The sequence below is a fragment of the Mycobacterium xenopi genome (assembly GCF_009936235.1).
In the GTDB taxonomy this organism is placed as follows: Bacteria; Actinomycetota; Actinomycetes; order Mycobacteriales; family Mycobacteriaceae; genus Mycobacterium; species Mycobacterium xenopi.
Map to the genome: position 1 here is coordinate 3549953 of NZ_AP022314.1, position 24502 is coordinate 3574454.

23 protein-coding genes, 1 tRNA gene and 5 pseudogenes are annotated in these 24502 nt (G+C 64.6%); 15 read left to right on the forward strand and 14 right to left on the reverse strand.

Annotated features, from left to right (window positions below; genetic code table 11):
• Window positions 1–83: 83 nt before the first annotated feature.
• Together MYXE_RS16785 and MYXE_RS25350 are read left to right on the forward strand one after the other, a co-directional pair.
• Window positions 84–2423 (forward strand): carbon starvation CstA family protein, encoded by a 2340-nt coding sequence (locus MYXE_RS16785; RefSeq protein ID WP_161552110.1) that lies wholly within the window; start codon window positions 84–86, stop codon window positions 2421–2423.
• Window positions 2424–3016: 593 nt separating this feature from the next.
• Window positions 3017–3616: pseudogene (locus MYXE_RS25350) on the forward strand (phosphatase PAP2 family protein); the annotation flags it as partial.
• A gap of 93 nt (window positions 3617–3709) precedes the next feature.
• Here MYXE_RS25350 and MYXE_RS16795 read toward each other — a convergent pair.
• A complete protein-coding gene (locus MYXE_RS16795) occupies window positions 3710–4654 on the reverse strand; it encodes a D-2-hydroxyacid dehydrogenase family protein (protein ID WP_003922208.1) in 945 nt (314 codons plus the stop codon).
• 57 nt (window positions 4655–4711) lie between these two features.
• On the opposite strand from MYXE_RS16795, the gene MYXE_RS16800 reads away from it, so the two are divergent.
• Complete coding sequence (locus tag MYXE_RS16800) at window positions 4712–5161, forward strand: NUDIX domain-containing protein (RefSeq protein WP_085196374.1); 450 nt, start codon at window positions 4712–4714, stop codon at window positions 5159–5161.
• A gap of 122 nt (window positions 5162–5283) precedes the next feature.
• Here the strand turns inward: MYXE_RS16800 and MYXE_RS16805 are convergent, their stop codons facing one another.
• From MYXE_RS16805 to pgm, 4 genes and pseudogenes are all read right to left on the reverse strand, one after another.
• The gene (locus MYXE_RS16805) at window positions 5284–6165 is read right to left on the reverse strand and encodes a histidine phosphatase family protein (protein WP_085196371.1); all 882 of its coding nucleotides are present in this window, start codon (window positions 6163–6165) and stop codon (window positions 5284–5286) included.
• A 464-nt stretch (window positions 6166–6629) separates the two neighbouring features.
• On the reverse strand, window positions 6630–7007 hold the full coding sequence (locus MYXE_RS16810) for a hypothetical protein (RefSeq protein WP_085196369.1): 378 nt from the start codon (window positions 7005–7007) through the stop codon (window positions 6630–6632).
• A 192-nt stretch (window positions 7008–7199) separates the two neighbouring features.
• Window positions 7200–7272 (reverse strand) — tRNA-Ala (locus MYXE_RS16815).
• Window positions 7273–7338: 66 nt separating this feature from the next.
• Window positions 7339–8972, reverse strand: a pseudogene (gene pgm / locus MYXE_RS16820) (phosphoglucomutase (alpha-D-glucose-1,6-bisphosphate-dependent)).
• Window positions 8973–9050: 78 nt separating this feature from the next.
• Between pgm and crcB (MYXE_RS16825) the strand changes: the two are divergent.
• The gene (gene crcB, locus MYXE_RS16825) at window positions 9051–9449 is read left to right on the forward strand and encodes a fluoride efflux transporter CrcB (protein WP_085196365.1); all 399 of its coding nucleotides are present in this window, start codon (window positions 9051–9053) and stop codon (window positions 9447–9449) included.
• Window positions 9446–9811 carry a fluoride efflux transporter CrcB gene (gene crcB, locus MYXE_RS16830; RefSeq protein WP_003922215.1) on the forward strand — a complete coding sequence of 122 codons (366 nt, stop codon included), beginning with the start codon at window positions 9446–9448 and terminating at the stop codon, window positions 9809–9811. Before crcB (MYXE_RS16825) ends, crcB (MYXE_RS16830) begins: the two co-directional genes overlap by 4 nt.
• 23 nt (window positions 9812–9834) lie before the next feature.
• On the opposite strand, the gene MYXE_RS16835 is transcribed toward crcB (MYXE_RS16830), so the two are convergent.
• Together MYXE_RS16835 and MYXE_RS16840 are read right to left on the reverse strand one after the other, a co-directional pair.
• A complete protein-coding gene (locus tag MYXE_RS16835; RefSeq protein ID WP_003922216.1) occupies window positions 9835–10461 on the reverse strand; it encodes a GNAT family N-acetyltransferase in 627 nt (208 codons plus the stop codon).
• A gap of 33 nt (window positions 10462–10494) precedes the next feature.
• Window positions 10495–10848, reverse strand: coding sequence for a DUF488 domain-containing protein (locus MYXE_RS16840; protein ID WP_085196363.1), 354 nt, complete (start codon window positions 10846–10848; stop codon window positions 10495–10497).
• Window positions 10849–11060: 212 nt separating this feature from the next.
• Between MYXE_RS16840 and MYXE_RS16845 the strand changes: the two genes are divergently transcribed.
• Entirely contained in the window at window positions 11061–11627 is a 567-nt protein-coding gene (locus tag MYXE_RS16845; protein WP_003922218.1) for a hypothetical protein, read from the forward strand.
• A 49-nt stretch (window positions 11628–11676) separates the two neighbouring features.
• Here the strand turns inward: MYXE_RS16845 and MYXE_RS16850 are convergent, their stop codons facing one another.
• Window positions 11677–13437 carry an N-acyl-D-amino-acid deacylase family protein gene (locus tag MYXE_RS16850; RefSeq protein ID WP_085196361.1) on the reverse strand — a complete coding sequence of 587 codons (1761 nt, stop codon included), beginning with the start codon at window positions 13435–13437 and terminating at the stop codon, window positions 11677–11679.
• A gap of 78 nt (window positions 13438–13515) precedes the next feature.
• On the opposite strand from MYXE_RS16850, the gene MYXE_RS16855 reads away from it, so the two are divergent.
• Both MYXE_RS16855 and MYXE_RS16860 read left to right on the forward strand, forming a co-directional pair.
• Window positions 13516–14835: an aromatic ring-hydroxylating oxygenase subunit alpha gene (locus tag MYXE_RS16855; RefSeq protein WP_085196359.1), complete on the forward strand. Its 1320-nt coding sequence runs from the start codon at window positions 13516–13518 to the stop codon at window positions 14833–14835.
• An 86-nt stretch (window positions 14836–14921) separates the two neighbouring features.
• A pseudogene (locus tag MYXE_RS16860) lies at window positions 14922–15380 on the forward strand (TetR/AcrR family transcriptional regulator); the annotation flags it as partial.
• 70 nt (window positions 15381–15450) lie between these two features.
• Here MYXE_RS16860 and MYXE_RS16865 read toward each other — a convergent pair.
• Complete coding sequence (locus MYXE_RS16865) at window positions 15451–16278, reverse strand: LLM class F420-dependent oxidoreductase (RefSeq protein ID WP_003922222.1); 828 nt, start codon at window positions 16276–16278, stop codon at window positions 15451–15453.
• A 165-nt stretch (window positions 16279–16443) separates the two neighbouring features.
• Between MYXE_RS16865 and MYXE_RS16870 the strand changes: the two genes are divergently transcribed.
• Complete coding sequence (locus tag MYXE_RS16870) at window positions 16444–17298, forward strand: phytanoyl-CoA dioxygenase family protein (RefSeq protein WP_039890966.1); 855 nt, start codon at window positions 16444–16446, stop codon at window positions 17296–17298.
• 393 nt (window positions 17299–17691) lie between these two features.
• Window positions 17692–17940 carry an enoyl-CoA hydratase-related protein gene (locus MYXE_RS24030; protein ID WP_003922225.1) on the forward strand — a complete coding sequence of 83 codons (249 nt, stop codon included), beginning with the start codon at window positions 17692–17694 and terminating at the stop codon, window positions 17938–17940.
• Window positions 17941–17946: 6 nt separating this feature from the next.
• On the opposite strand, the gene MYXE_RS16880 is transcribed toward MYXE_RS24030, so the two are convergent.
• Window positions 17947–18864 carry an HpcH/HpaI aldolase/citrate lyase family protein gene (locus MYXE_RS16880; protein ID WP_003922226.1) on the reverse strand — a complete coding sequence of 306 codons (918 nt, stop codon included), beginning with the start codon at window positions 18862–18864 and terminating at the stop codon, window positions 17947–17949.
• A 168-nt stretch (window positions 18865–19032) separates the two neighbouring features.
• Here MYXE_RS16880 and MYXE_RS24650 point away from each other — a divergent pair.
• A pseudogene (locus MYXE_RS24650) lies at window positions 19033–19204 on the forward strand (serine/threonine protein kinase); the annotation flags it as partial.
• 1 nt (window position 19205) lies between these two features.
• Window positions 19206–19730 carry a hypothetical protein gene (locus MYXE_RS23620; RefSeq protein ID WP_003922227.1) on the forward strand — a complete coding sequence of 175 codons (525 nt, stop codon included), beginning with the start codon at window positions 19206–19208 and terminating at the stop codon, window positions 19728–19730.
• On the opposite strand, the pseudogene MYXE_RS24655 reads toward MYXE_RS23620, so the two are convergent.
• Window positions 19663–19824, reverse strand: a pseudogene (locus MYXE_RS24655) (IS110 family RNA-guided transposase); the annotation flags it as partial. The gene MYXE_RS23620 and the pseudogene MYXE_RS24655 sit on opposite strands and share 68 nt — an antisense overlap.
• A 262-nt stretch (window positions 19825–20086) precedes the next feature.
• On the opposite strand from MYXE_RS24655, the gene MYXE_RS16900 reads away from it, so the two are divergent.
• The gene (locus tag MYXE_RS16900) at window positions 20087–21328 is read left to right on the forward strand and encodes an HNH endonuclease signature motif containing protein (protein WP_112650165.1); all 1242 of its coding nucleotides are present in this window, start codon (window positions 20087–20089) and stop codon (window positions 21326–21328) included.
• Here the strand turns inward: MYXE_RS16900 and MYXE_RS16905 are convergent.
• Genes MYXE_RS16905 through MYXE_RS16910 form a run of 3 tightly spaced genes read right to left on the reverse strand, consistent with a single transcriptional unit; the run spans window position 21325 to window position 22410 of the window.
• The gene (locus MYXE_RS16905; protein ID WP_232061635.1) at window positions 21325–21930 is read right to left on the reverse strand and encodes a HipA domain-containing protein; all 606 of its coding nucleotides are present in this window, start codon (window positions 21928–21930) and stop codon (window positions 21325–21327) included. The two genes, MYXE_RS16900 and MYXE_RS16905, sit on opposite strands and share 4 nt — an antisense overlap.
• Window positions 21872–22204: a HipA N-terminal domain-containing protein gene (locus MYXE_RS24660; protein ID WP_232061636.1), complete on the reverse strand. Its 333-nt coding sequence runs from the start codon at window positions 22202–22204 to the stop codon at window positions 21872–21874. Before MYXE_RS24660 ends, MYXE_RS16905 begins: the two co-directional genes overlap by 59 nt.
• Entirely contained in the window at window positions 22201–22410 is a 210-nt protein-coding gene (locus tag MYXE_RS16910; protein WP_085194024.1) for a helix-turn-helix domain-containing protein, read from the reverse strand. The genes MYXE_RS24660 and MYXE_RS16910 overlap by 4 nt, the downstream gene beginning before the upstream one ends.
• Before the next feature lie 212 nt (window positions 22411–22622).
• Between MYXE_RS16910 and MYXE_RS16915 the strand changes: the two genes are divergently transcribed.
• Window positions 22623–23747: a glycoside hydrolase 5 family protein gene (locus tag MYXE_RS16915; RefSeq protein ID WP_085194030.1), complete on the forward strand. Its 1125-nt coding sequence runs from the start codon at window positions 22623–22625 to the stop codon at window positions 23745–23747.
• On the forward strand, window positions 23747–24439 hold the full coding sequence (locus tag MYXE_RS16920) for a Type 1 glutamine amidotransferase-like domain-containing protein (RefSeq protein ID WP_085194026.1): 693 nt from the start codon (window positions 23747–23749) through the stop codon (window positions 24437–24439). Before MYXE_RS16915 ends, MYXE_RS16920 begins: the two co-directional genes overlap by 1 nt.
• Window positions 24440–24502 lie beyond the last annotated feature (63 nt).

Consider the following 24502-nt stretch of genomic DNA (forward strand, 5'->3'; position numbering starts at 1 on the left):
CCAAGTCGCGTTAACATTTCGCGGCCCCACCGGTGCGAAAATCGCCGGAAGCCAAATACTTTAGTGCGGTCGAAGGAGGCGCCGTGGCGGGAGGGCCGGACGGCAGGCTCGACGGACACGTCCACTTCATTCGGACGCACGCCCACCTGCCACCGGTCGCGATCGTCGACCGCTCGCCGATCACCCCCCGGCACAAACTCGTCTTCGGGATCATCGCGGTCATCGGCGCAATCGCCTGGGCCGTCGTCGCGTTCGCCCGACGAGAAACGGTCAACGCGGTCTGGTTGGTCGTCGCCGCGTGCTGCGTCTACGTCATCGGCTTCCGCTTTTATGCGCGGTTGGTCGAGATGAAGATCGTTCACCCCCGCGACGACCACGCCACCCCGGCGGAAATCTTCGACAACGGCACCGACTACATGCCTACGGACCGGCGCGTGCTGTTCGGTCATCACTTCGCCGCCATCGCCGGAGCGGGTCCGCTCGTCGGGCCGGTGCTGGCCACGCAGATGGGCTATTTGCCCTGCAGCATTTGGATCGTCGTCGGCGCGGTTCTCGGCGGATGCGTGCAGGACTACCTGGTGTTGTGGATTTCCACGCGACGGCGTGGCCGTTCCCTGGGGCAGATGGCGCGCGACGAGCTCGGCGCCGCCGGCGGGCTGGCCGCACTCGTCGGGGTCTTCGTGATCATGGTGATCATCATCGCGGTGTTGGCGCTGGTGGTGGTGCGAGCACTGGCGCAAAGCCCGTGGGGCGTCTTCTCGATCGCCATGACCATTCCCATCGCCGTTTTCATGGGTCTGTATTTGCGGTTCGTCCGTCCGGGTCGGGTCGCCGAAGTGTCGGTGATCGGCTTCGGGCTGCTGCTGGCCGCCGTCGCGTCAGGCCACGCTATAGCCCAAACATCCTGGGGTGCAACGTGGTTGAACTTATCACCGGTAGCGCTGTCCTGGTTTGTCATCGTCTACGGTTTCGCCGCGTCGGTGCTGCCGGTGTGGTTACTGCTGGCGCCGCGCGACTATCTGTCGACGTTTATGAAGGTCGGTGCGATCGCACTGCTGGCCGTCGGCGTCGTAGTCGCCCGACCAGTGATGCAAGCGCCCGCGCTCTCGCATTTCGCCGGCCGCGGTGACGGGCCCGTGTTCGCCGGTTCGCTGTTCCCGTTCTTATTCATCACCATAGCCTGCGGCGCGCTGTCGGGGTTTCATGCGCTGGTCTCGTCGGGGACGACCCCGAAGCTGCTGGAGAAAGAAAGCCAGATGCGGCTGATCGGCTATGGGGGGATGATCACCGAGTCCTTCGTCGCGGTCATGGCGCTGATCACTGCGTCGATCCTGGACCAACATCTGTATTTCACGCTCAACGCGCCGGCGGCGCAGACCGGCGGCACCGCAACCACCGCCGCTCAATATGTCAACCATCTCGGGTTATCCGAAGCGCCGATCACCGCAGAGCAGATCAACCAGGCCGCAGCCGGCGTCGGCGAGCAGTCGATCGTGTCGCGCACCGGCGGCGCACCGACGCTGGCGTTCGGGATGTCAGAGGTGCTGCACCGTGTCTTGGGCGGCACCGGCCTTAAAGCGTTCTGGTACCACTTCGCGGTCATGTTCGAGGCTCTGTTCATCCTGACCACCGTCGATGCGGGCACCCGGGTTGCACGGTTCATGCTTTCCGACGGGCTGGGCAATGCGGGCGGACCGCTGGCCAGGCTGCGCGACCCGAGCTGGCGTCCAGGCGCGTGGGCGTGCAGCCTGGCCGTCGTCGCCGCTTGGGGCAGCATTTTGTTGATCGGGGTGACCGATCCGCTCGGCGGCATCAATACGCTGTTTCCGCTGTTCGGCATCGCCAACCAACTTCTGGCGGCGATCGCGCTGACGGTCACGACCGTCGTGGTCATCAAGAAGGGGCACCTGAAGTGGTCGTGGATACCGGGCCTTCCTCTGTTGTGGGATCTGGCGGTCACGCTCACGGCGTCGTGGCAGAAAATCTTCTCCCGCGACCCGGCGGTGGGTTATTGGACTCAGCATTCCCAGTACGTTGCCGCCAAGCACGCGGGTAAGACCGTGTTCGGTTCGGCGAAAAACGCCCACCAGCTCGACGAGGTGATCAGGAACACTTTCATCCAAGGCAGCCTCTCGATCCTCTTCGCGGCGGTCGTCATCGTTGTGTTGGTGGCTGGAATCGCCGTGTCTAGCAACGTCATTCGAGGTGTCGGGAAACCTCTGACCGAGGACCTTCCGGTGCCGTCGAAGATCTTCGCTCCCGCGGGGTTGGTATCGACCCCAGGTGAGCGTGCGGTGAAAAAACAGTGGGACGCTCACCTGTTGACGACGCGCGCCGCCCGCCGTCTGGCGGGCCTGGGGCCAACCACCTCGAATCTGCCTCGTCCGCCGGATAGGCGCTGCGGCACAGCGTTGACGCGCTGACGGCAGCGATCCGCTGGCGCCGATCAAGTGCGCCTAATTGAGAACCGGGTGATCCGGGTACCGAAAGCGTCGATGAGGCATGTCGTGCATCAATTCACCCGGTGGTCACAGAGAAGATGTGTACGGTGTCTCTGTTTGTAACCGAGGCGTTGTTACCGAGGCGGCGGTTGGGAGCCCGACTGGTGTCATTAACGACCGATCGACGAAACCCGCTATTTGCGCGCCAACCGCGCCCGACGGCCACCCCAGCCCCTGTAAGCGACCTGCACGGGGTCCTCACCGACCCGGCAGATCGGAGGCTCACTTTTCTGCGGCGTATCGCCGTCGCGGTCTGGGCGATCGTGGTGGTGTACCGCACCCTGACCGCGGGGCTAGCGTTCAATCGCGAACTGCTGCTGCTCTACATCGCCACCGGATTAATTGCCGCCAGCATCGGGCGCCGCCGCAAAGTCTTGATGGTGGTTCGGGACTGGCTGCCGTTCGCTCTTGTGCTGGTGCTGTACGACTTGAGCCGGGGCGCCGCCACGTTGGTCGGGGCGCCCACGCTCTGGCAACTTCAACCGGCGGTCGACCGCTGGTTGTTCTTCGGGGTGATGCCCACGGTGTGGTTGCAAGAACGCCTCAAGATGCCGCAGCCGCCGTGGTGGGAGGTGATCATCAGCACGGTCTACATGTCGTTTTTCATCGTGCCGTACGCGGTCGCCGGCTTTTTGTGGCTGCGTGACCGACAGGTGTGGAAGGCGTACGCGTGGCGGTTCCTGTCCCTATCGTTTGCCGCGCTGCTGATCTATGTCATTCTGCCCGCGGCGCCGCCCTGGGCCGCGGCGCGCTGCACCCCCGATGACGTCGCCGCCGGCCCGTCCTACCCAGACTGCATGTTCCGGCACTCGGCCGGTGTTCCTGACGGCGGGCTGTTGGGCGCGATGCGGTTCAGCCAGCCCGGTGCCCACAACTTCGTGGAGCGCATCTCCACCCGCGGCTGGGGCACGCTGCACCTGCAATCGGCCGGGGTTCTGATCGACTCGGGGCAGGCCAGCGTGAACTTGGTGGCCGCGATCCCGTCGCTGCACGCCGGGCTGTCGGCCATGGTGGCGATGTTCCTGTGGCGCCGGGTGCGCTGGGCGTGGCGCGCAGTGCTGCTGATCTACGTGCTGACCATGGCGTTCGCCCTGGTGTACTCGGCCGAGCACTACGTCATCGACATTCTGCTGGGCTGGGCGCTTGCCGCGGTCGTGATGCTGGTGTTCGGCAGGCTGGAAGCGCGCCGGTCGCGGACGGACAATGTCTCACCGGGCCGATCCGCCGAATTCGACGAGCCAGCGGGCGATCTCGGCGGCGGCCTCCCCGTAGAAGGTGCGGTAGACCCGGTCGGCAACGTAGCCGATGTGGGGCGTGGCGACCACGTTGTCCAGCGAGCGCAGCGGATGCGCGGCCGGCAGTGGCTCGATGTCGAACACGTCGAGGCCCGCGGCCGCGATGCTGCCCGACCGCAACGCCCCGATCAGGGCCTGCTCGTCGACGATCGGCCCCCGCGAGGTGTTAACTAACATCGCGGTCGGCTTCATCGATGCCAGCTCTGCCGCACCCACGAGACCGCGGGTGCGTTCGCTGAGCACCAAGTGGATGGTCAGCACGTCGGCCCGGCCGAACAGCTCGTCCCTGGACACGTACGCCACCCCGGCCCGTTCGGCGGCTTGCCGGGTCAGGTTGGTGCTCCACGCGATAACCTCCATCCCGAAGGCCGTACCGACCCGCGCCACCCGGGTGCCGACCCTACCCAGCCCGAGCACACCGAGTACCGCCCCGCCGAGCTGGCGACCCACCGACGTCTGCCATCCCCCGGCGCGCACCGAGAGCGTTTCGTCGACGATCCGGCGAGCGGCGGCCAAGATGAGCGCCCAGGTCAGTTCGACGGTGGACTCGATATAGCCGCCCGTGGTGCTCACGTGTATGCCGCGCTCCGCGGCGGCCGCCACGTCGATGGAGGCATTGAACGGCCCGGTCGAGGCAATCATCTTCAGCCGCGGCAACCGCTCGATGATCGCGCGGGGCAACGGCGTGCGCTCACGCATAACGCACACCACGTCGAACGGTGCCAACCGTTCGACGACTGCGTCCGGATCGGCGAGATGGTCGCGGAAGACGGTGATCTCGGCCCTGGCTGCAACGTCCGACCAGTCGGCCATGCTCAGCGCGACGTTTTGGTAGTCGTCGAGGATCGCCACCTTCATCGGACCAATCTCCCTCACTAGTGATCGCACTGGCGATTCTGCAATAAAATTCGAGCAGTGAAGCCGCATAGACATTCTGTTGCTCTGGTAATCAAAAACGACAGCGGCGAATTGCTTGTTGTCAAACGCCCCGAGGACGAGGAAGGCCCGCTGGCCGGATTATGGGGGTTTCCGGCAATAACTTTGACGGCCAACGAATCCGAGATCCACGGCGCTCTTCGCATCGGACCCACGAAGCTAGGCGTCGAAGTAGACGTCGGTGAGAAGATGGGCGAACTCAGCTGTGACCGCGACGCCGTCATACTTCACTTAAGTGACTATGCAGCAACAATTCCTAAAGGTCAGACCCCAAGCGTTCCGCAGAGCGATACCACCGTCACCCAGTATGTGGATCTTAAGTTCACCGCGGATCCCACCGAGCTGTTCCCGGCAGCTCGGCGCGGATCCGTATGCACACAAATCTATTTGAGCTCAATCGGGGTTGATTGGATTGGTGATAGCCGATAACCCGTTAAGAGAAGGCGTCGCTATCCGTCTGCCTCTTGGCCTCTGCACGATGCTGACAAGCTTAATCGCATCAACCACATTCGGGTCCAGGCATGCTGCGCCAGTCGCCGCCTACCAAACCATCATCCGTTCGGTGCCGCAGGCAACCGGTCGCTGACACGGTTTGCCGTCGGTAGGCGCAGAACACCTGGCGTGGAAGGCAGTTTGGCCGCGCATGATCCGGTGTCGGTCGGCAGAAGCATTTGGCATAAGCGCGTCGTCTCGGGGTTGGTCCTCGCACCCGCCGGCATCGGCGCCACAGGTTTCCCGTTCCAACTGATAAGCGTCCAGCCATCGCGGGGATTGCCCTCGATCACGATAATGCCGGTGTTGGGCAGTGGGTCGATGAGCATGAGCAGTGGATCGGGGTTTTTGACGTTCATCAGCGTCCCGACTTCGGTGTCGAGCTCGCTCGAGAATGCTACGTTAGTGATCTTGCCGTCCGCGGCCCGCACCGGATGAGCCAGGGCATTGCTATACATGGTTTGAAGTGCGTTGGTAAAGCGCTTTTTGAACACCACCCCGTTAACGTCGGTGGAGCCCGGGGCCAGCATCGGCACGAAGGCTAAGCCGAGCGCCCACGCGACCGGGCCGACTATGTACAGAAGTCCCGCGAGGCTGAATTCCGGTAAGCGGTTGTAAACGCCCGCATTGATTTCGTTGAGCCCGGGCAATATTTGCGCGCTCATTCGCACGAGTTGAGTCAACGGCGCAGCGGTCTCCTGTGTCCTGATCAACTGCGAAGCAAAGATGCCGGCAAAGGGGCCCTGTGGCGCGAGTACGTTGGCGACGGCGCGGGCCTGCTGCTGGCCGAGCTGGGTGAGTCGAGTTCCGGGCACTCCTGTGTCGATAACGCCTTCCGCATTGGCTACCGACTGCCCATGCCGGACGAAGTCTATGACGATCGACTCATCCGCCCAGGCCTTCCCCGAGCCCAGGCCCAAAAGCACCGTCGCAAGCAGCATGGCGGCAACGTTGCGGAATTGCGTCGTCAGCAATGGACGCGCGGATTACTGCGGACGGACGGCGCCGGGGCAGGAATGGCACTTACCAGCGCGGTTTGGGCGGTTGAGAGGGCAGCGGTAAGTCGGCGCATGGCAGATGTCCTTTCCCCTAACCACTTCGAGGTTTCGTCAGCACCGTTTCGCCGATTTTTGGCCTGTGAAATTGTGTGACAGAAGTAGACTCTTGTTGCAGAAGTAAAGTATCTGGCTACTAGTAGGCGGCGGTGCAATGATTTTTTGCAGTCCGAAACCATGTCGTGACTGCGTTGTTATAGCGAAAACCGTTCATCGCCGGAACCAGTCACATCATGATCAATGGGATCGCTTGCGGCCCAAGATAATTTGTGCGTCACTTCAACGACATGATGCCGAGTTGCTGCGCTGCAATTCTTTCACTTCAGCTCAGTCGACCGGGCTCCCGTCCTTCACCATTTGATCCCGTGAGATTCTGCGAGCCCGCCGAGCACCTCCGCGCAGCCCATCAGAAACGCGCGCTGATCGGGGCGCAGCTCGGAAGGGACTTGCAACAACCCAGCCCGACAGAAGTCGGCGGCCTGCTGTGCCGTTCCAATGACGTCCCGGGGCCGCTTGCCGACCGACGTGGTCTCGTGGAGGAAGGCCTGCCTTGCCCACGACTGGCCCAGCGTATAGCTGCGGTAACACGGGGTGAGTTGGTTGTCGGGGGCCGTTACTGACGTGCACCAGTCCGGAGGCCCTGCGTCGACGGGAGTGCTGGCCAATAGGGTCATGTTCGCCGCGAGGACGCCTAGCGCTGCAGCGCGCAATACCTTGATGGTGGTCATCTACCGCTCGTGGCGGGGTGAGCGTGATGGCCTGTGGTCAACATGCCAGGGGCTCAACATCTGCGGCATGAGCCGCATCATGCCGCACCCGACCGTGTTGCCCGCAAAGCCACGCCGTACGAGCAGGCAACACTGGGCGGCGAGTACCCCGGGCGAACCGTGATTCGCGTACCGGTCGCGTCCGGCGGAATGTGGAGCTAACGGGACTCGAACCCGTGACCCCCACACTGCCAGTGTGGTGCGCTACCAGCTGCGCCATAGCCCCAGTGCAGTCGTGCCCATCGAAGCTACACCACCGCCAACTGGCGTTCAAAGCCGCTGATCACGCCCGTCAGCTGATGACTTTGTCGACCACCTCCTGGGCCGCCTGCTGGACCTCGGCCAGATGCTGCGGTCCCAGGAAGGACTCGGCGTAGATCTTGTAGACGTCCTCGGTGCCTGACGGACGCGCGGCAAACCACGCGTTGGCCGTCGTCACCTTCAGGCCACCCAGGGGTGCCCCGTTGCCCGGCGCGGCGGTCAGCTTCGCGGTGATCACCTCGCCGGCCAGCTCGGTGGCGCTGACCTGATCGGCGGAGAGCTTGGCGAGCCGGGCCTTCTGTTCACGGTCGGCGGGCGCGTCGATGCGCGCATAGCTCGGCTCACCGTATTCGGCGGCCAACTCGCGGTACCGCTGCGACGGCGTCGCACCCGTAACGGCCGAAATCTCGGCGGCCAGCAACGCCATGATGATGCCGTCCTTGTCGGTGGTCCACACCGACCCGTCGCGGCGCAGAAACGACGCCCCCGCCGATTCCTCGCCGCCGAAGCCAATGGCGCCCGCAAGCAGCGGCTCGACGAACCATTTGAACCCGACCGGCACCTCGAGCAGCGTGCGGCCCATCCCGGCGACAACGCGGTCGATGATCGACGAGCTGACCACGGTCTTGCCGACGGCGAGGCCGCCGACCAGGACGGCCGATGGCCGTAGAGGTAGTCGATGGCCACGGCCAGATAGTGATTCGGGTTGACCAGCCCGGCGTCGGGCGTGACGATACCGTGCCGGTCGGCGTCGGCGTCGTTGCCGGTGGCGACGTGGTACAAGTCCCGGTTGGCGATCAGGGAGGCCATCGCGTCGGCCGAGCTGCAATCCATCCGGATCTTGCCGTCGGTGTCCAGTGTCATGAACCGAAATGTCGCATCCACCAGCGGATTAACCACGGTCAGATCCAGATTGTGCCGCTCGGCGATCACACCCCAGTAGTCCACACTGGCCCCGCCCAGCGGGTCGGCACCGATCCGCACCCCGGCATCGCGGATCGCACGGATGTCGACCACGTTTGGCAAGTCGTCGACATAAGCGTCGAGGTAGTCATGGCGCCATGCCGTGCGCAGCGCGCGCGTCAACGTCACCCGTTTTACGTCAGCCAGGCCACCGCGCAGAATCTCGTTGGCGCGCTTGGCGATTGTATTAGTCGCATCGCTGTCGGCCGGACCACCGCTAGGCGGGTTGTACTTGAACCCGCCGTCGGCAGGAGGATTGTGCGACGGTGTCACGACGATGCCGTCGGCCAGGCCGCCGGCGCGGTCACGGTTGTAGTTGAGGATGGCGTGGCTGATCGCCGGTGTCGGCGTGTAGCGGTCGGCGGAGTCGATCATGGCGACCACGTCGTTGGCGGCGAGCACCTCCAGAGCCGACACCCACGCCGGCTCGGAAAGGGCATGCGTGTCGCGGCCGAGGAACAACGGCCCGGTCGTGCCCTGCGCGGCGCGGTACTCGACGATGGCCTGGGTAATGGCCAGGATGTGGGCCTCGTTGAATGCCCCGTCCAGCGCTGATCCCCGGTGCCCCGACGTACCGAACACCACCTGCTGAGCGACGTCATCAGGGTCGGGTTCGTTTACGTAATATGCCGTCACCAGGTGCGGCAAGTCTACGAGGTCTTCGGGTTGGGCCGGCTGGCCGGCACGCGGATGGGCCACCATGGTTTCAATTCTGCCTGCGCCGGTACACGAGAGGGTCCGCGGCGACACCGCTCCCCGGACACGGAAAGGAAATGGCAAGTGGCAGAACATGATTACCGAGAGCTGGCCGCGATCTTCGCGGGCGGAGCGTTGGGCGCGTTGGCTCGCGCCGCGCTGAACCTCCTCGCCGCCCCCGATCCCACCCAATGGCCCTGGGCCACCTTCACCGCGAACATTCTCGGCGCCTTCCTGGTGGGCTATTTCACCACCCGGTTGCTGGAGCGATTGCCGCTGTCGAGTTATCGCCGCCCGCTGCTGGGCACCGGACTGTGCGGGGGGCTGACCACGTTTTCGACCCTGCAGGTCGAGACCCTGGCGATGATCGAGCACGGCGAGTACGGTCTGGTCGTCGGCTACGGCACGGCCAGCATCGGGCTGGGACTGCTGGCGGTGTATCTGGCCACCGCGCTGGTACGCCGGGTGCCCGTTCGCGGATGACGATCGCGGTCTCGGTGGGCGTGATGGTTCTCGGCGGTGTCGGCGCGGTGTTGCGTTTCCTGGTGGACCGGGCCGTGGCGCGGCGGGCTGCGCGGTCGTTTCCGTTCGGAACCCTGACCGTGAACATCAGCGGCGCAGCACTATTGGGCCTGCTCGGCAAGCTGGCATTGAGCCACCAGGCGGCCCTGTTGGCCGACACCGCATTCATCGGCTCCTACACGACATTCTCGACCTGGATGCTGGAAACCCAGCGTCTCGGCGAAGAGCGCCAGCTGTGGTCTGCGCTTGCCAACATCCTCGTCAGCGCGGCGCTGGGGCTGGCCGCGGCGCTGCTCGGGCAGTGGATCGGAAGTCGGCTGTGACAAACCCGCCTGAAAAGTCCGGGCTAATGCTCGCGCAGCCTGGGCACGTCGCCAGGCGTGCGCGGCAAAACATAGAGCGCCATGCGGCGATTGGGCATGTCGTGTTCACCGAGAAACACACAACCGCCGCGTTCGCAGGCGCGGCGGGCCATCGTGTTGCGATGATCAGGGTCGAACATCATCCGGCGACACCTCGGTTCGAGGCTGAGCGCGCTGGCCATGAAGTGCGGCAGCAGGTATCGGACAATGCCCGTGTTCACGATCGTCAGGTCGGCGATGGCGATGTGCAAACCCAGATCGTACGGGTCGGCCTCGTAGCGGGTGGCAATGGAATCCTTTGCCGCCCTGTACAATTCGAGATAGGCGGCATCTCGGCCGGTTAGGCTGCCGATGATCGGCCGCGAGTAGCTGCCGGCAAGCTGAGCGTGAAGATAGCGACGCCATCTGCCGGCTGGCCACGGGTATTCCCAGGCCTCGACCAAGTGGGGCCGGTTCATCCACTCGGCGATCATCTCCGCATCGGCGTCGGGGTCGGCGAGACGCAACGCATACGGTTCCGGCACCTCCGGCAGCGGCGGCGGCGGGACGTTTCGAACCTCGTCGGGAATATCGGTTAACTCCCGCGGCAGGATCGGTTCGGTCTCGGTCATGTCAACCGGCGAGCCTACCGAAGCCGACGCTGGTCAACGGCGACGAAGCAGCTTCGCCAGCACCGTTGCCTGACTGCCCTCCAGGTCCCGGGTGGCAGTCACCAGTGTCACGGCCCCACGGTTGGTCAGCTTGCGCAATTCCGCGAGCGCCTCACTGCCCTGCAGTTCTTTTTCGTAGCGCGAAGCGAACTCGTCGAAACGCTCCGGCTTGTGGCTGTACCACCGACGCAGTTCGTTCGACGGCGCGACATCCTTGAACCAGATGCCCACCCGCGGGTCGTCTTTGCGAAACCCCCGGGGCCACACCCGGTCGACCAAGATGCGTTGGCCGTCCTCGGGGCCGGGTTCGTCGTACACCCGCGCCACCCGGATCCGGCTCTTGGCCATAGCGCCAGGTTAACGCCGCGACCCAGGGCCGCGTGAGCTGGCGGTTCGCTGGCACGCCCGCTCGCCTCGTGACGCGCAGCTGCTGGCGCGGGTGGGCGCACGCAGTCCCTACCGACGCTTTGCGGCCCCTGCGTCTAGGGTGCGCCGCGGTTCAGCCGGCTCAGCGGTTGTATCGGGCGTCGCAAAGGCAGAACAATGATGAGGTGACGGCAATGCGCAGCCGCAGGCCGCAGCGCGATACCGGCCGGGCCCGTATCGAGCGGGGGAGCCCGCCATGGATTGTCGGTCTTAGCATCCTGGTCGCCGCACTGCTCCTGGTCGTCTCGGTCTTCCTCGACTGGGCCCACATCGCAATCGGGCCTCGGGTGAACAGCATTGCGCAGGCCTCGGTTTCCGGGGCCGGAACCGTCTCAGTCACCGGGCCCCAAGATGATCCCGAGTTCGAGCGCTACGTCGCGCAATCCCTCCAGCACGCAGCCAATCCCAGCGGCGTGTGGGTCGCGGTCATCGGCGTTTTGATCATTGCCGCCGGCGTCGCATACCTGCGGCTGGCCTTACGCGCGGAGTCAGCCCTCGCGGTAGCGGCGCTGGCGAGCATCGGTTCGGCTTTGTGCCTGCCCGACGCGTTGAACGTCCGGAGAGCCTTCGGTGAATCTCTCGGCTCGGACTATGCCCACTACTCACCGGGCTTCGGTCTGATCCTCGCGTGCACTATGACGGTGGCTCTTGTCGCACTGGGCGTGGCAGGGTTTGCGTTGGAGCGTCGCTCAGCCGCATAGACCCCGCTGGGCGGCACTCTCATCGCTGTGTCGCGACAACGTTTGTGTCTCAACGTGTTCCACGCACCAATCGACCGGGGCGCGCGCCGGTGTCGACGCCGTTGCGGCGTGTCACGACCCCGCTGACGATCGTGGCGGCATAGCCGGAAGCGCCCTGGACGAGCCGGTGCCCGCCGGCCGGCAGGTCGAAGGCCATCCGCGGGGCATGCAGGGTAAGCGCATCCATGTCGATCACGTTGATGTCGGCCTTCTTTCCCACCTCGATGACACCTCGATCCGACAGCCCGAACAGCTGCGCGGTGTCGTGAGACTGCTTGCGGACGACGTATTCCAGCGACAGTTTCTCGCCTCGACGACGATCACGCGCCCAATGGGTCAGCAGGAACGTCGGATACGAGGCGTCGCAGATCATGCTGCAGTGGGCACCGCCGTCGGACAGCCCGAGGACGCCGGCAGGGTGGGTCAGCATCTCACGGATGGCGTCGTGATTTCCGTCAGCGTAGTTGTACATCGGCAGCAGCAGCATCGCGCCGGCATCGGATTCCAGCATCAGGTCGTACATCGTCGCCAGCGGATCCTCGCCGCGTTGGCGGGCGATGGCGGCGACGGTGCGATCGGGCGTGGGCTCGTAGTCGGGTGGCTCACCGAGCGGGTAGAGCCGATCGACCGCGTGTTGTGCGAACGCGAACATGCCGTCGAAGAGCACGTTCGGGTCCGGCGGCGAGTCATCCTCGGACAGGATGGCTGCCCGTATCGCGGGATCGGCCAGCCGGGCAGCGAGTTCTTCGCGGCTGCATTCGGCTTTGAGGCGCCGATAGGTCGGGCGGTGGGTGAAGGCGTGGTGACCGGGGAACCCCAGCAACATCCCGAACGGGCGTGCGGCGATCTGCGGATGCAGCCGGCTGCCTTCCTCGTGGGCAGCGGCGGAGATGTCGAGCTGCTCGCGCCACAGGTTGGGGTCGGCGTCAACCTGGATCAGCGCGAAGCTCAGCGCGCAGTCGATCTCGGCGCCCAGCCGCCGCATCCAGTCGATTTCTTTCTTCGGGGCCACGATGTCTTCGCCTGCGGCACCTTGCGGCGCAAGCTCGAACACCGCGCCGCCGCCGGCCGCCATGGCGTGGCCCAGGGCGAACAGCTCGTCTTCGGCGGCGAACGTTCCGGGCACCGGTTCGCCGTCCATGGCCCGGTGGGCCAGCGTGCGCGACGACGAAAACCCCAACGCGCCGGCTTCTACCGCCTCCTGTACCAGCCGGCTCATTGCTGCGATGTCGTCCGGGGTTGCGGGCTCGTTGCGGGCGCCGCGCTCACCCATCGCGTAGGCGCGAATGGGCCCGTGCGCGACCTGGCTGCCGAAGTCGACGGCGAGGTGACGTTGACCGATCACGTCGAGGTAGTCCGGGTAGCTCTCCCACCCCCAGGTGATCCCTTCCGACAGCGCGGTTCCCGGGATGTCTTCCACGCCCTCCATCAGCTCGATGAGCCACTGCTCACGTCCGGGCCGAACCGGGGCGAAACCGACGCCGCAGTTACCGGCGACCACGGTCGTCACACCGTGAGTGCTGGACGGCTCCAGCAGGTCGTCCCAGCTGACCTGACCGTCGTAGTGGGTGTGGATGTCGACGAATCCCGGTGCGACGATCTTGCCGGTTGCGTCGATCGTCTCGGCGGCTTCGCCTGCCAGCGGCGGGTCGGCCGGCCCGCGGCGACGAACCTCGACGATCGTGCCGTCTTTGACCGCGACATCGGCGTCGAACCGGTCCGCGCCGGTTCCGTCCACAACCGTGCCGCCAGTGATCTTGACGTCGAACACGAGTACTCCCTTGTGTGCCCTTGCCAACCGCTACCGTGGCAATGTAACACCGTTACAGACGACTGCGGGAGCGCTTTGATGACAACCCAAACAACTCGTACCCGGCGGGAGGATGCGATCGGCGCACCGCCTGAGCGCCCCACCCTGGTACCGGCTGAGCGGTACTACTCCCCTGCGTTCGCGCAGCTCGAGCTGCAGCGGATGTGGCCCAAGGTGTGGCAGGTCGCCTGCACCGTCGACCACGTCGCCGATCCCGGCGACTACTTCGAATACCGTTGCGGCCCTTACTCAATACTTATCGTGCGCGGCGATGACGGCGCGCTGCGCGCGTTCCAGAACGTCTGCCGCCACCGCGGCAACTCGCTGTGTGCGGGCTCGGGTTCAGGCCTGCGTGAGCTGCGGTGCGGTTACCACGGCTGGACGTGGGATCTTGCCGGCGCGCTCAAACGTGTCCCACGCCGCAAGGGATTCGGTGGGATCCGGATGTCTGATTTCCCCCTGTTCGCGGCCGGCGTCGATACCTGGGAACGGCTCGTCTTCGTCAACCTCGACCTCGACGCAACGCCGTTGATGGATTTCCTGGAGGCGATGCCGCACGACGTCGCTTGGTGCGGCCTCGGGGACTTCCGGTGCTACGCCACCATGACCGTCGAGATCGACGCCAATTGGAAGACGATCGCCGACGGCTACAGCGAGACCTACCACGTACAGACATTGCATCCCGAACTGCACAAGTGCATGGACGACGTCTATGCACCGCAGGTGATCTGGGGACATACCGGCAAGTCCGAACAGCTTTACGGTGTGCCCAGCCCGGATCTCAAGCAGACGCCTTCCGACGCCGAGGTGTGGGACGCCTACGTCGACACCCAGGGAGCGCTGATGGGCGTTGCGGAAGGCACCCCGTTACCTCCCGATCAAGGCGCCAAGTCGGTTGCCGATGTGATCGCCGAGCGCACAAGGGCTTTCGCTACCGAGCGTGGTGTCGATTTGAGTTGGGCCAGCACCGATCAGCTAATGCGGCTGCACCAGTACAACGTCTTCCCGAACATGACGCTGCTGACCAACGCGGATCACCTCACCGTCATGGCCTCACGACCGGGTCCGGATCCCGATCACGGCGAACTGGTGATGATGTTGTGGACGCGGATGCCGCCGGGAGCACCGCGCAGCAGGCCGACCGACGTCCGGATGACGGCGGACGAGGCCGCTGCCGGTCTGGTGATGACCCAGGACATCAGCGTGCTAGCCGGAGTTCAGCGTGGTCTGCACCAACCAGGGTTAACGCATTTGGTGCTCTCCACCGAAGAGCGGCGCGTGATCAACATGCACCGCAACCTCGAACGCTACCTTGAGCTGCCCGAGTCAGCGCGCATGATCGGGGGTGAGAAAGCTTGACGCCCAAGGACGAAGCCGTCAGCGCCCAGCTGGTCCTGGACACCGCGGCCCGTCTGATCGAACAAGACGGCGTGGAAACGTTCACCATGCGCCGCCTGGCCCAGGAACTCGGAGTCGCGGTCACCTCGATCTACTGGCATGTCGGCGGTAAAGACAAACTCTTCGACAGCTTGGTCGACCAGTTGCTCAGCGAGATGGCTAATCTGCCCGTCGAGGGCGACACTGCCGTCGAACGCATTGCATCACTTGCCCGCTCGCAGCGCAAGGCATTGATTGAGCGACAACATATTCTGCGGATCGCGCACGAACGAGACCGCACCCCGACGTTGTTCCTGCCGATTCAGCAGATGTTGGCAATGCAGCTGGCAGAACTCGGTATAACGGGCGGCGAAGCCGCACTCGTCCTGCGCGCGGTGCAGGTGCACGTCATTTCGTCGGCGCTGCTGCAATTTTCGGCCGTTCGCGGGGCCAAGCATGACGAGGAGGACCCGTCGCTATGGGCCGACGACTGGCCCGATCAAGCGCTCGTCAAGGCACTGCAATCCCCGACCGACTACGACGCCGTTTTCGAATACGGACTCCGTGCGCTGCTGGCCCCCTTACAGCACACCCGGGTTACCGGAGTTGGGCGAACTCGGCGTGCAGTTCGTCCAGGCGGCGAAGCGTCTGGTCGCGAGGCTCAGTCGGAAGCTCAACCAGGATCTGCTCCACACCGAGGTGGAGGTAGCCCTCGAGGTCCTTCGCCGTCGGTCTGCCCGCGTGAATGTTGATCACCGGCACGTCGTGGTGGGCCACCGCGCGCAGTTTCTCGAGCTGACGGGAGAGCACGTCCGCTGACGGGGTCATCGAAATCCAGCCGGCGTTCAGTTCGGCGATGCGCCGGAAGCTCGCCGGCCCGCCGCCCACGTACAGCGGCGGATACGGTCGCGTCACCGGCTTGGGCCAGCAATAGATCGGGTCGAAGTCGACGAATTGCCCGTGGAATTCGGCCTTTTCCTGCGTCCAGATAGCGATCATCGCGCGCAGCCTCTCGTCGACCACTCGTCCTCGCACCGCCGGATCGACACCGTGGTTGGCGATTTCCTCGCGCAGCCAGCCCACACCCACGCCGAAGCGAAAACGCCCATGTGACACCAAATCCAGCGATGCGACCTCTTTGGCCGTCAGGATGGGATCGCGCTGGGGCAGCAACGCAATACCGGTGCCCACAAGCAAACTCTCGGTGCCCACGGCCGCTGCCGTCAACGCCACAAACGGATCGAGGGTGCGGTAATACTTCGGCGGAATCGGGCCACCGCCTGGGTACGGAGTCTTCGCGTCGACCGGGATGTGCGAGTGCTCGGCGACGAACAGCGAGCCAAAACCACGCTGTTCGAGGCCAGTGCCCAGCTCCGCTGGGCCAATTCCCTCGTCGGTCACAAACGTCAGCACTCCGAACCGCATGTTTTGCTCCCCTCGTCGACTGGCGTGCCCGGCGTCTTGAGCACCGAGTTGTCCTGATCCTCACCTATCGACGCCACCTTGCGCATCGCGTCTTCGTCCGCCGATTAGATGGGGATTGACTCAGACTCGGCCTACTGTGTGGTGAAAGCAGGTAAGGACGTTCACATGAGCACCGACGACGAGTCCGTCACGACGCTGGAAGACCTCCGGGGCGATCTAGCGGGCCGGTACAAGTGGACACCAAGCAGCGGAAGCTCGGTCGACGGCGCCATCGTCGACGCCGACATGGCGGCCCTCGACCGTGACGGCTACGTCATTTGGGAGAACCTGCTCAGCGCCGAGGAATGCCGGCATATCCGTGAGGTTGTGCGTCGCTGGCTGAGGTATCCGGGACGCAACTCGTTCGAGGGGCGGCGCACGCAGCGCATCTACAGCGTGCTGAGCAGGACCCGCGTGTGCGACCGGCTTGTCGACCATCCGCGGGTGCTGGCGGTGCTCGACCGGTTGCTCATGCCGAACTACCTGCTCTCGGCATTACAGGTCATCAACATTCAGCCCGGAGAGTCCGCCCAGCTGCTGCACCACGACGACGGGTTTTACCCGATCCCGCGTCCACGGGCGCCGCTGGCGGCCGCGACGATTTGGGCGATCGACGACTTCACCGCCGACAACGGCGCCACCGTGGTCGTACCCGGCAGCCACCGCTGGGGTAGGCGTCGGCCGGGGCCACACGATCAGCGGCTACCCGTCGTTATGCCCGCCGGCTCGTGCGTTTTCTTCGTCGGCACCCTTTGGCATGGCGGCGGGGCCAACACCACGAGCCGCGACCGCCTTGCCGTCACCGCTCAGTACTGCCAACCGTGGCTGCGCCCGATGGAGGCCTATACCCTCTCGGTGCCGCGCGAGATTGCCCGGAGTGTCTCCGATGACATTCGCCGCATGCTCGGCTACAGCATCCACCCGCCGTTCGTCGGCGCGGTCGATGGTCTGCATCCGCTGCGGTTATTAGAAGAGCCGTGAGCGGGCTCGCGGCGGATACGCCCGTCCTGGTGCGCGCCGGCGAGTCGGTGGCGCGGCTCATACTCAACCGGCCCCGGTAACGCACGCGACGTCCCGTTCTACCAGCGGCTGTTCGATGTCTGCACCGAACTGATGGGAACCATCCACCGCCTACCCCAACCGGTGGTCGCCAAAGTCGAGGGAATGGCTACCGCGGCCGGCTGTCAGCTCGTTGCCGCGTACGACCTGCGTCGCCGCAGAGCATGCCCGTTTCGCCACCCCAGGAGTCAAGATCGGCCTCTTCTTTTCGACTCCGATGGTGCCGTTGTCGCGCGCAATCGGCCGCAAGCGTGCCCTGGAGATGTTGCTCACCGGCCAGCCGATAATGCCGAGACCGCGCTCGATTGGGCCTGGGTGAACCGCGTCGTTCCCGCGGGAGAGCTCGAACACGAGCTCGGCGCCATCGTCGGGACGATCGTGGCGTCGAGTCCACTGACCGTGAGGCTTGGCAAGGAAGCGTTCCACGCCCAGATCGAGCTCGACGAACGCCGGGCCTATGACCTCACGAAGGCCGTCATGGCAATGAACGCCCGCGCCGACGACGCTCAAGAAGGGATGTGCGCCTTCCTTGAGAAGCGTCCGGCGACGTGGGGCCGGCGCTAGCAGCGGTCAGTAGTGGTACGTGTCAGACGGGGCGGGCATGTGAACCGGTTCGTCGTCAAAGTGAGAAATCTTGATGCCGTAGGCACGAGCCAGTTCGAGGATCTTGGTGGCCCTCGCGAAGCGCGGCAGGTCAGATCCGTTGCGGATTTCTCCCCCATCGCGTTCGAACTCAGCGAGGAATTCTTTCGCCCAAGCAATCTCATCCTGTGACGGCGACAGCCCCTCGTTCACCACAGGACATTGGTCCGGCGTAAGGCAGATCTTGCCGGTCATCCCGAATTCCGCGGAGACAGCCGTAGCTTCGATCAGCTTCAGCGGGTTGGAGCCGATGGTCGGCCCGTCGATCGCGCTGGGCAGGTTGGCCGCCTTGGCGGCGATCGTGAACCGTGACCGCGCGTAAGCCAGGGTGGCGGTGTCTTCTCCGAAACCGGTGTCACGACGGAAATCGCCGATGCCGAAGGCGAGCCGGAAAGTGCCCTTGGCCGCAGCGATCTCGGTGATGCGTTCGAGACCCCGTGCCGTTTCCACCAGCGCCACAATCGGCACATTCGGTACGCGTTTGGCTGTCTCGGTGACATGGTCGACGGATTCGACCATCGCCAGCATCACCCCGCCGACCGAGGTGCCCGCGAGCATGGCTAGATCGTCGGCCCACCACGGGGTGCCGAAGCCATTGATGCGCACCCAGTCGCTGTTTCCGGCGCCGAGCCAGCGCACAACATTGTCGCGGGCGGCAGCCTTGTCCTTCGGAGCGACCGCATCCTCGATGTCGAGCACGACGATGTCGGCGGTGGACCGCGCGGCGTCGTCGAACCGGTCGGGGTGCGCGCCGTTGACCAATAACCAGCTCCTGGCGAGAACCGGATCAATGCGTGAGCCGACGCGGGTGGCATCCGGCGCGGTGGTCTCGATCTGTTCGGACATCGGTTGATCTGCCGTCTCTTGTTCCGCGGGTGGTTACCTCCATCCCCAACCGTAACGGTGTCTTCAACTAACCCAGGACCCGAGCTAGCTGCCGCGGGCTAATCCACCGTGCCAGAGCGTGCCGCGTTCTGGGCCTTGCGCCTCTTTCGAGGGTCTAGCGTTTTATCGGTGGAGGCCGGCGAGGTCATTGGGGGCCGCTACGAGCTGCGAGGCATCCTGGGCCGCGGCGGCATGGCGGAGGTCCGCGAAAGCGTGGGACCGTCGTCTGCGGCGGGTGGTCGCCGTAAAGCTGCTGCATCCCGATCTCACCGACGTGACCGAGAAACGGCTCCGCTTCGAAGATGGTCGACGGCGACCGCTTCAACCGAACCGAGCTATTCGACGAGGCCGACCTCGACGCCGCGCTCGCCCGCTTCGACGAGCTGAGCACGCGATCGGCACCGCACTTGGAAAACGCGGCAAGCCGGCGGTTGTACCTCGCCGGCGAAGCAGCCGCCCATGCGCACATGTGGTCGATGACCACGCAAGCCTACGCGGCAATCAACCGGCATGAAATACCGCCCACAACATCGGATTTAGTCACCGTCGATCACCGGCGGGCAGCAGCGTTCGCGCCTGGCGACATGGGCGAATACCTCCGCGCCGGCTGGGACATCGGCCATGACATCGTGTTCTACATCGAGGCTGTGCATCGGCTGAGCAACCTCGGAGTGGTCGTCACCCACGTCGGGAGAGGGTCATCGCGCGAGGGCTTCGACGCCGAGTGGCGAGAGATCAACTTGATGACAGCCGAAGGCGCAGCTCAGCCGGATCCTCGACACCCGCATCGGCCCACACCCGCTCCAGCTCCTCGGTGCGGGTCATGAACTTACGACCCCGCCACACCGTCTTGCCGTCACGGGACAGCGTCGCTTGATGCGCAGCCCGAACCGCAACGTCGATCCCCAACGTCAATGTCACTGTAAAACCCTTCTGCCACTGGCTCTTTCAGACCACCAGGTGACTGAGCGCCGCGGCCACGGCCCAGACATTCTCTAAGCAGGAGTCCACACCCACCGGCTGGCTCCAAGTTCCCGAACAAGGACACCGCACGACCAGACACCGAAGTCCACGGGAGGCCGCTCAAACTTCAGGGATCACCACGTGTCCCAGTCGGACCCTCGGACCTGCCCGTGGACTCACACAGAGGCTAAATGTCAGACCCCACTGCGATGATGACGGTATGTCGTCGACCGCTGCGCCTGCTGCCACCGGGTTGAGTCCTGCCGAGCGTCTTGAGGTGTTGTTCGAGGAGTTGGCGGAGTTGGCCGGTCAGCGCAACGCCATTGATGGGCGCATTGTGCAGATCGTCGCCGAGCTGGATCGCGACGAGCTGTGCGGCGCCACCGGTGCGCGCTCGGTGGCGGCGCTGGTGGCCTGGAAGCTCGGCTTGTCGTCGACCAACGCCCACACCATCACCACCGTGGCGCGCCGGCTAGAAGAGTTTCCCCGCTGCGCGGCGGGCATGGCCGAGGGCCGGCTGTCGCTGGATCAGGTCGGGGTCATCGCCGCGGGGGCCGCTGCGGGCTCTGACGAGCACTATGCGCAGTTGGCGGCGGTGGCCACGGTCAACCAGTTGCGCACCGCGGTGCGGCTCGAACCGCGACCCCAACCCGAGTCTCGGCCCGAACCGCAGCGCTCAATCAGCAAAACCACCAGCGACGAGGGCAGCTGCTGGCGCATCAGACTTCCCCACGACGAGGCGGCCACGTTCGACGCCGCCCTGGCCTCTCACCTCGATGCGCTGATCGCCGAGTGGAAACACGACCACGGCGAGCGCGGGTCAGAGAATTGTCCCCCGCTGCCGAGCACGATCGATGCGTTTATGCGCCTGGTCGAGACGGGCTGGGACGCCGAAGCGACCCGCCGGCCCCACGGCCAGCACACCACCGTGGTGCTGCACCTCGACATAGAACGGCGCGCCGCCGCGCTGCATCTAGGTCCGCTGCTGTCCGACGCCGAACGCCAATATCTGACCTGTGATGCCCTCTGTGAAGTGTGGTTCGAACGGGCCGGCGAGCCCATCGGCGCCGGCCGCGCCACGCGGCTGATCAACCGGCGACTGCGCCGCGCCCTCGAGCACCGCCACCCCACCTGTGCAGTCCCCGGCTGCGAGGCCACCCGCGGCCTGCACGCCCACCACATAATCCACTGGGAAGACGGCGGGCCCACCGAATTATCCAACCTGGTGCTGGTCTGCCCCTACCATCATCGTTTACACCATCGCGGCGAGATCACCATCACCGGACCCGCCGATAATCTCGTCGTCACCGACAGCGACGGGCGACCGCTCAGCGGAGCATCGCTCGCCCGCCCACCCAAACGTCCCCCGCCCGCCGTCCCACCGTACCCCGGGCCCACCGGCGAACGCGCCGACTGGTGGTGGTACGACCCCTTCCAACCCCAACCACCACCACCGAACTAGGCGGCCAAACGCCGTCGGGGTTGTAGATCGAAAGATTCTTCCCGTGCAGGTCGCCATTGCCGATAATCCAAGAGAACACAAGGGTTTTGAGCAATTCCAGTGCGGGCCCCGCCCAGGATCCGCCGCCGCGGGCACATGCCTCGGACAAGGTGCCGATAGCGGTCTCGGCTTTTGATGCGGTATTTGGAAGCCGGATAGATGTCGGCAAGTTGGCATGCATCTTCCTGAGCGATACGCCTGAGTCCGTCGCGGTCGAATAGGTTCACCAACAATGCACTCCGACCATCAGCGTCACGGAGCAAACACATTGCCGCAACTCGTAACCCACATGCCGCGCCCATCGACGTAGAGAAGTGCTCATTCTCAACCGACAACGGATACTGCGCGGGATTGAGCTTGACGATCGCCAGCTCCGAGCGGGTCTGCGTCGGGGCCGAAATCGTCGCAGTACTCACTTTCGGCTGAACTCCCGCCAAACCCACAGGATCTGCGTCAACCGAATCCACGAGTTTGTTGAGCACGGCCCGAAAGTCGGTGTCGCACTCAGGTCGAACATCGGCAGCGCCGAACACGATTAGCGCCGGAGGGCACCACGCCGACATTGCCGACGGTGTCCGCGCCGATCGCCAACAGCAGTGTCAGGTGATCGTCGGCTGAGGTCTTTGTCGATGAGATCACCACACCCAGCCGGACGCCCTCGGGAAGGAGCCCCGCGAAGAACGCTGGAACCGCGCCACCGATAGTAACCACTTGGGTAGTGCTCCGTGCGCAGCAGCGACTACGACACCGATCGGTCACGGACTCTCGCATGTCGTCATCGAGGTACACGTCGGCTTCGGCAACATCGCGTAGGTCAAGCGCTGTTGGTGTAGTCATTCAGACACCGCGCTCATATCGATATGCATCCCCAGAACTTCGGCAATTTCGATGACTGAACGGAATTTGATCGAGCCGCTCCCCCGCTCCAACGCCTGGATGGTCGAACGGGACACTCCGGCGAGGTCGGCCAGCGTCTGCTGAGTGAGGCGCAAAGCGATCCTGCGCTCGGCGAAGACCTGGCCTATGCGTGCAACATCGGGCATAGTCGCTTCCGAACGCCGCCGCGTCCGCCTTGGACCAGCCACCTTGCCTCTTATGACTAAAAATCCATGCATAACGAAGTCTGCAGCGTTACATAGCCTCCGTCAAGCCGTTATGCTTGCGTTTTTACGCTTAAATGCGCTGGTTATTGCCGGATCGCCCGTCGGCGGGCTCCCACGTGCTCGTCCTTCGCTCGGCGACTTATCGTCATTTCGTGAGGCGTCGAACGGCATTGAAGCTACCGCTGCTGCTGCTGGCGGGACCGACGCTGACCCGTATCCCCCGCGCCGCTGCAGAGCAGAGCCGATGGTCGCCCGACCGCGCCAACCGCTGGTACCAAGCGCAAGGTTGGCTGGTCGGCGCCAACTACATCACCTCTAACGCCATCAACCAGCTCGAGATGTTTCAGGCCGACACCTTCGACCCGCGGCGCATCGATACCGAGCTCGGCTGGGCCCAGATGCACGGGCTCAACGCTGTGCGGGTCTTCCTGCACGATCAGCTCTGGGCCCAAGATCAACGAGGCTTCCAAAAACGTCTCGCGCAGTTTGTCGGCATCGCGGCGCGCCACCGCATCAAACCACTCTTTGTCTTGTTCGACTCATGTTGGGATCCGTTCCCCAAACCGGGGCGGCAACGCGCACCGAAGCCTGGCGTCCACAACTCCGGTTGGGTGCAGAGCCCAGGTGCTGAACGCCTCGATGACCTCGACTACCGTCGCACTCTGCTCAACTATGTCACGGGCGTGCTGAACCAATTCCGTACCGACGACCGCATTTTGGGTTGGGACCTGTGGAATGAGCCCGACAATCCCGCGCGCGCGTATCGCAAGGTCGAAAGGAAAGACAAGCAGGAGCGTGTGGCCGACCTGCTCTCCCTGGCGTTCGGCTGGGCGCGTTCGGTCGATCCCTCTCAGCCGTTGACGAGTGGCGTCTGGACCGGCGAATGGGGAGATCGCCAGCGCCGCAGCGAAATAGCGAACATCCAACTGGAGAATTCGGACGTGATCACCTTCCACTGCTATGGCGAACCAGCTGCCTTCGAGGCCCGGATCGCCGAGCTGTCCCCATTGGGGCGGCCGACCCTCTGCACCGAGTACCTTGCGCGAAATTTCGGCAGTACCGTTGATGGAGTGCTGCCACTTGCGAAGCGGCACAACGTTAGTGCAATCAATTGGGGTTTAGTCGCCGGGAAAACGCAGACCTACTTTCCCTGGGACTCTTGGGATCATCCGTACACGGCGGTTCCGAAGCTCTGGTTTCAAGACCTGCTCCAACCCGACGGACGACCCTACCGGGACACCGAAATTCAGACGATTAGCAAGCTGAGCGGGGTCTGATGTCATTTCAGCCCCTCTATTTGCTCGCGGACAGTCAGCTGCTGTTCTGGAAGCGGCAAGGCCGACTACTCCTAGAGACGGCCATTGAAGGATTGGCTGGCGACAGCGCACCCAGGGCGGCCTACATCGGTGCCTCCAACGGCGACCGTCCGGAGTTTTATGGGATTTTCGAGGCGGCGGTCGACGCGATTGCAATCGCCAACCGCCGCATGATCGATTCGTCGTTCGGCCCCGACGACCGCGACTTCCTGAAGCGGGCCCAGCTGGTCGTCCTCGCCGGCGGCGATGTGCGCCGTGGCTGGAACACGTTCGAGAAAACTGGGATGAAAGACGTGATCCTGGACCGGTACGCACAGGGCGCGGTCCTGGTGGGCGTTTCGGCCGGCGCGGTCCAGCTCGGGCGCTATGGGATCGTCGAGGCAAAGCCAGCAGGTGCGACCGAGCTGCTCGATGTGTTCAATCTCGTGCCAGTGGTCATCGACACGCACGATGAGCGAGCCGAGTGGGCGCGGCTGTCGCGCACAATTCGGTCGCTCGAGGGAGCGGCCACCGGCCTCGGAATCCCCTCCGGCGGTGGAGTCGTCGTCCACCCGGATAGCACGATCGAGCCGCTACGGCGCCCGGCGCATGAATTCCGTTTCGACGGCACTGGCGTCATCCACGCACTGTTATGCGCCGACGACGACAGCTGACCGGTTCGGCCACCACCGACCTGAACGAAGAAGAGCCGCTCGTTAGCGGCCCTTTTGGGTGGA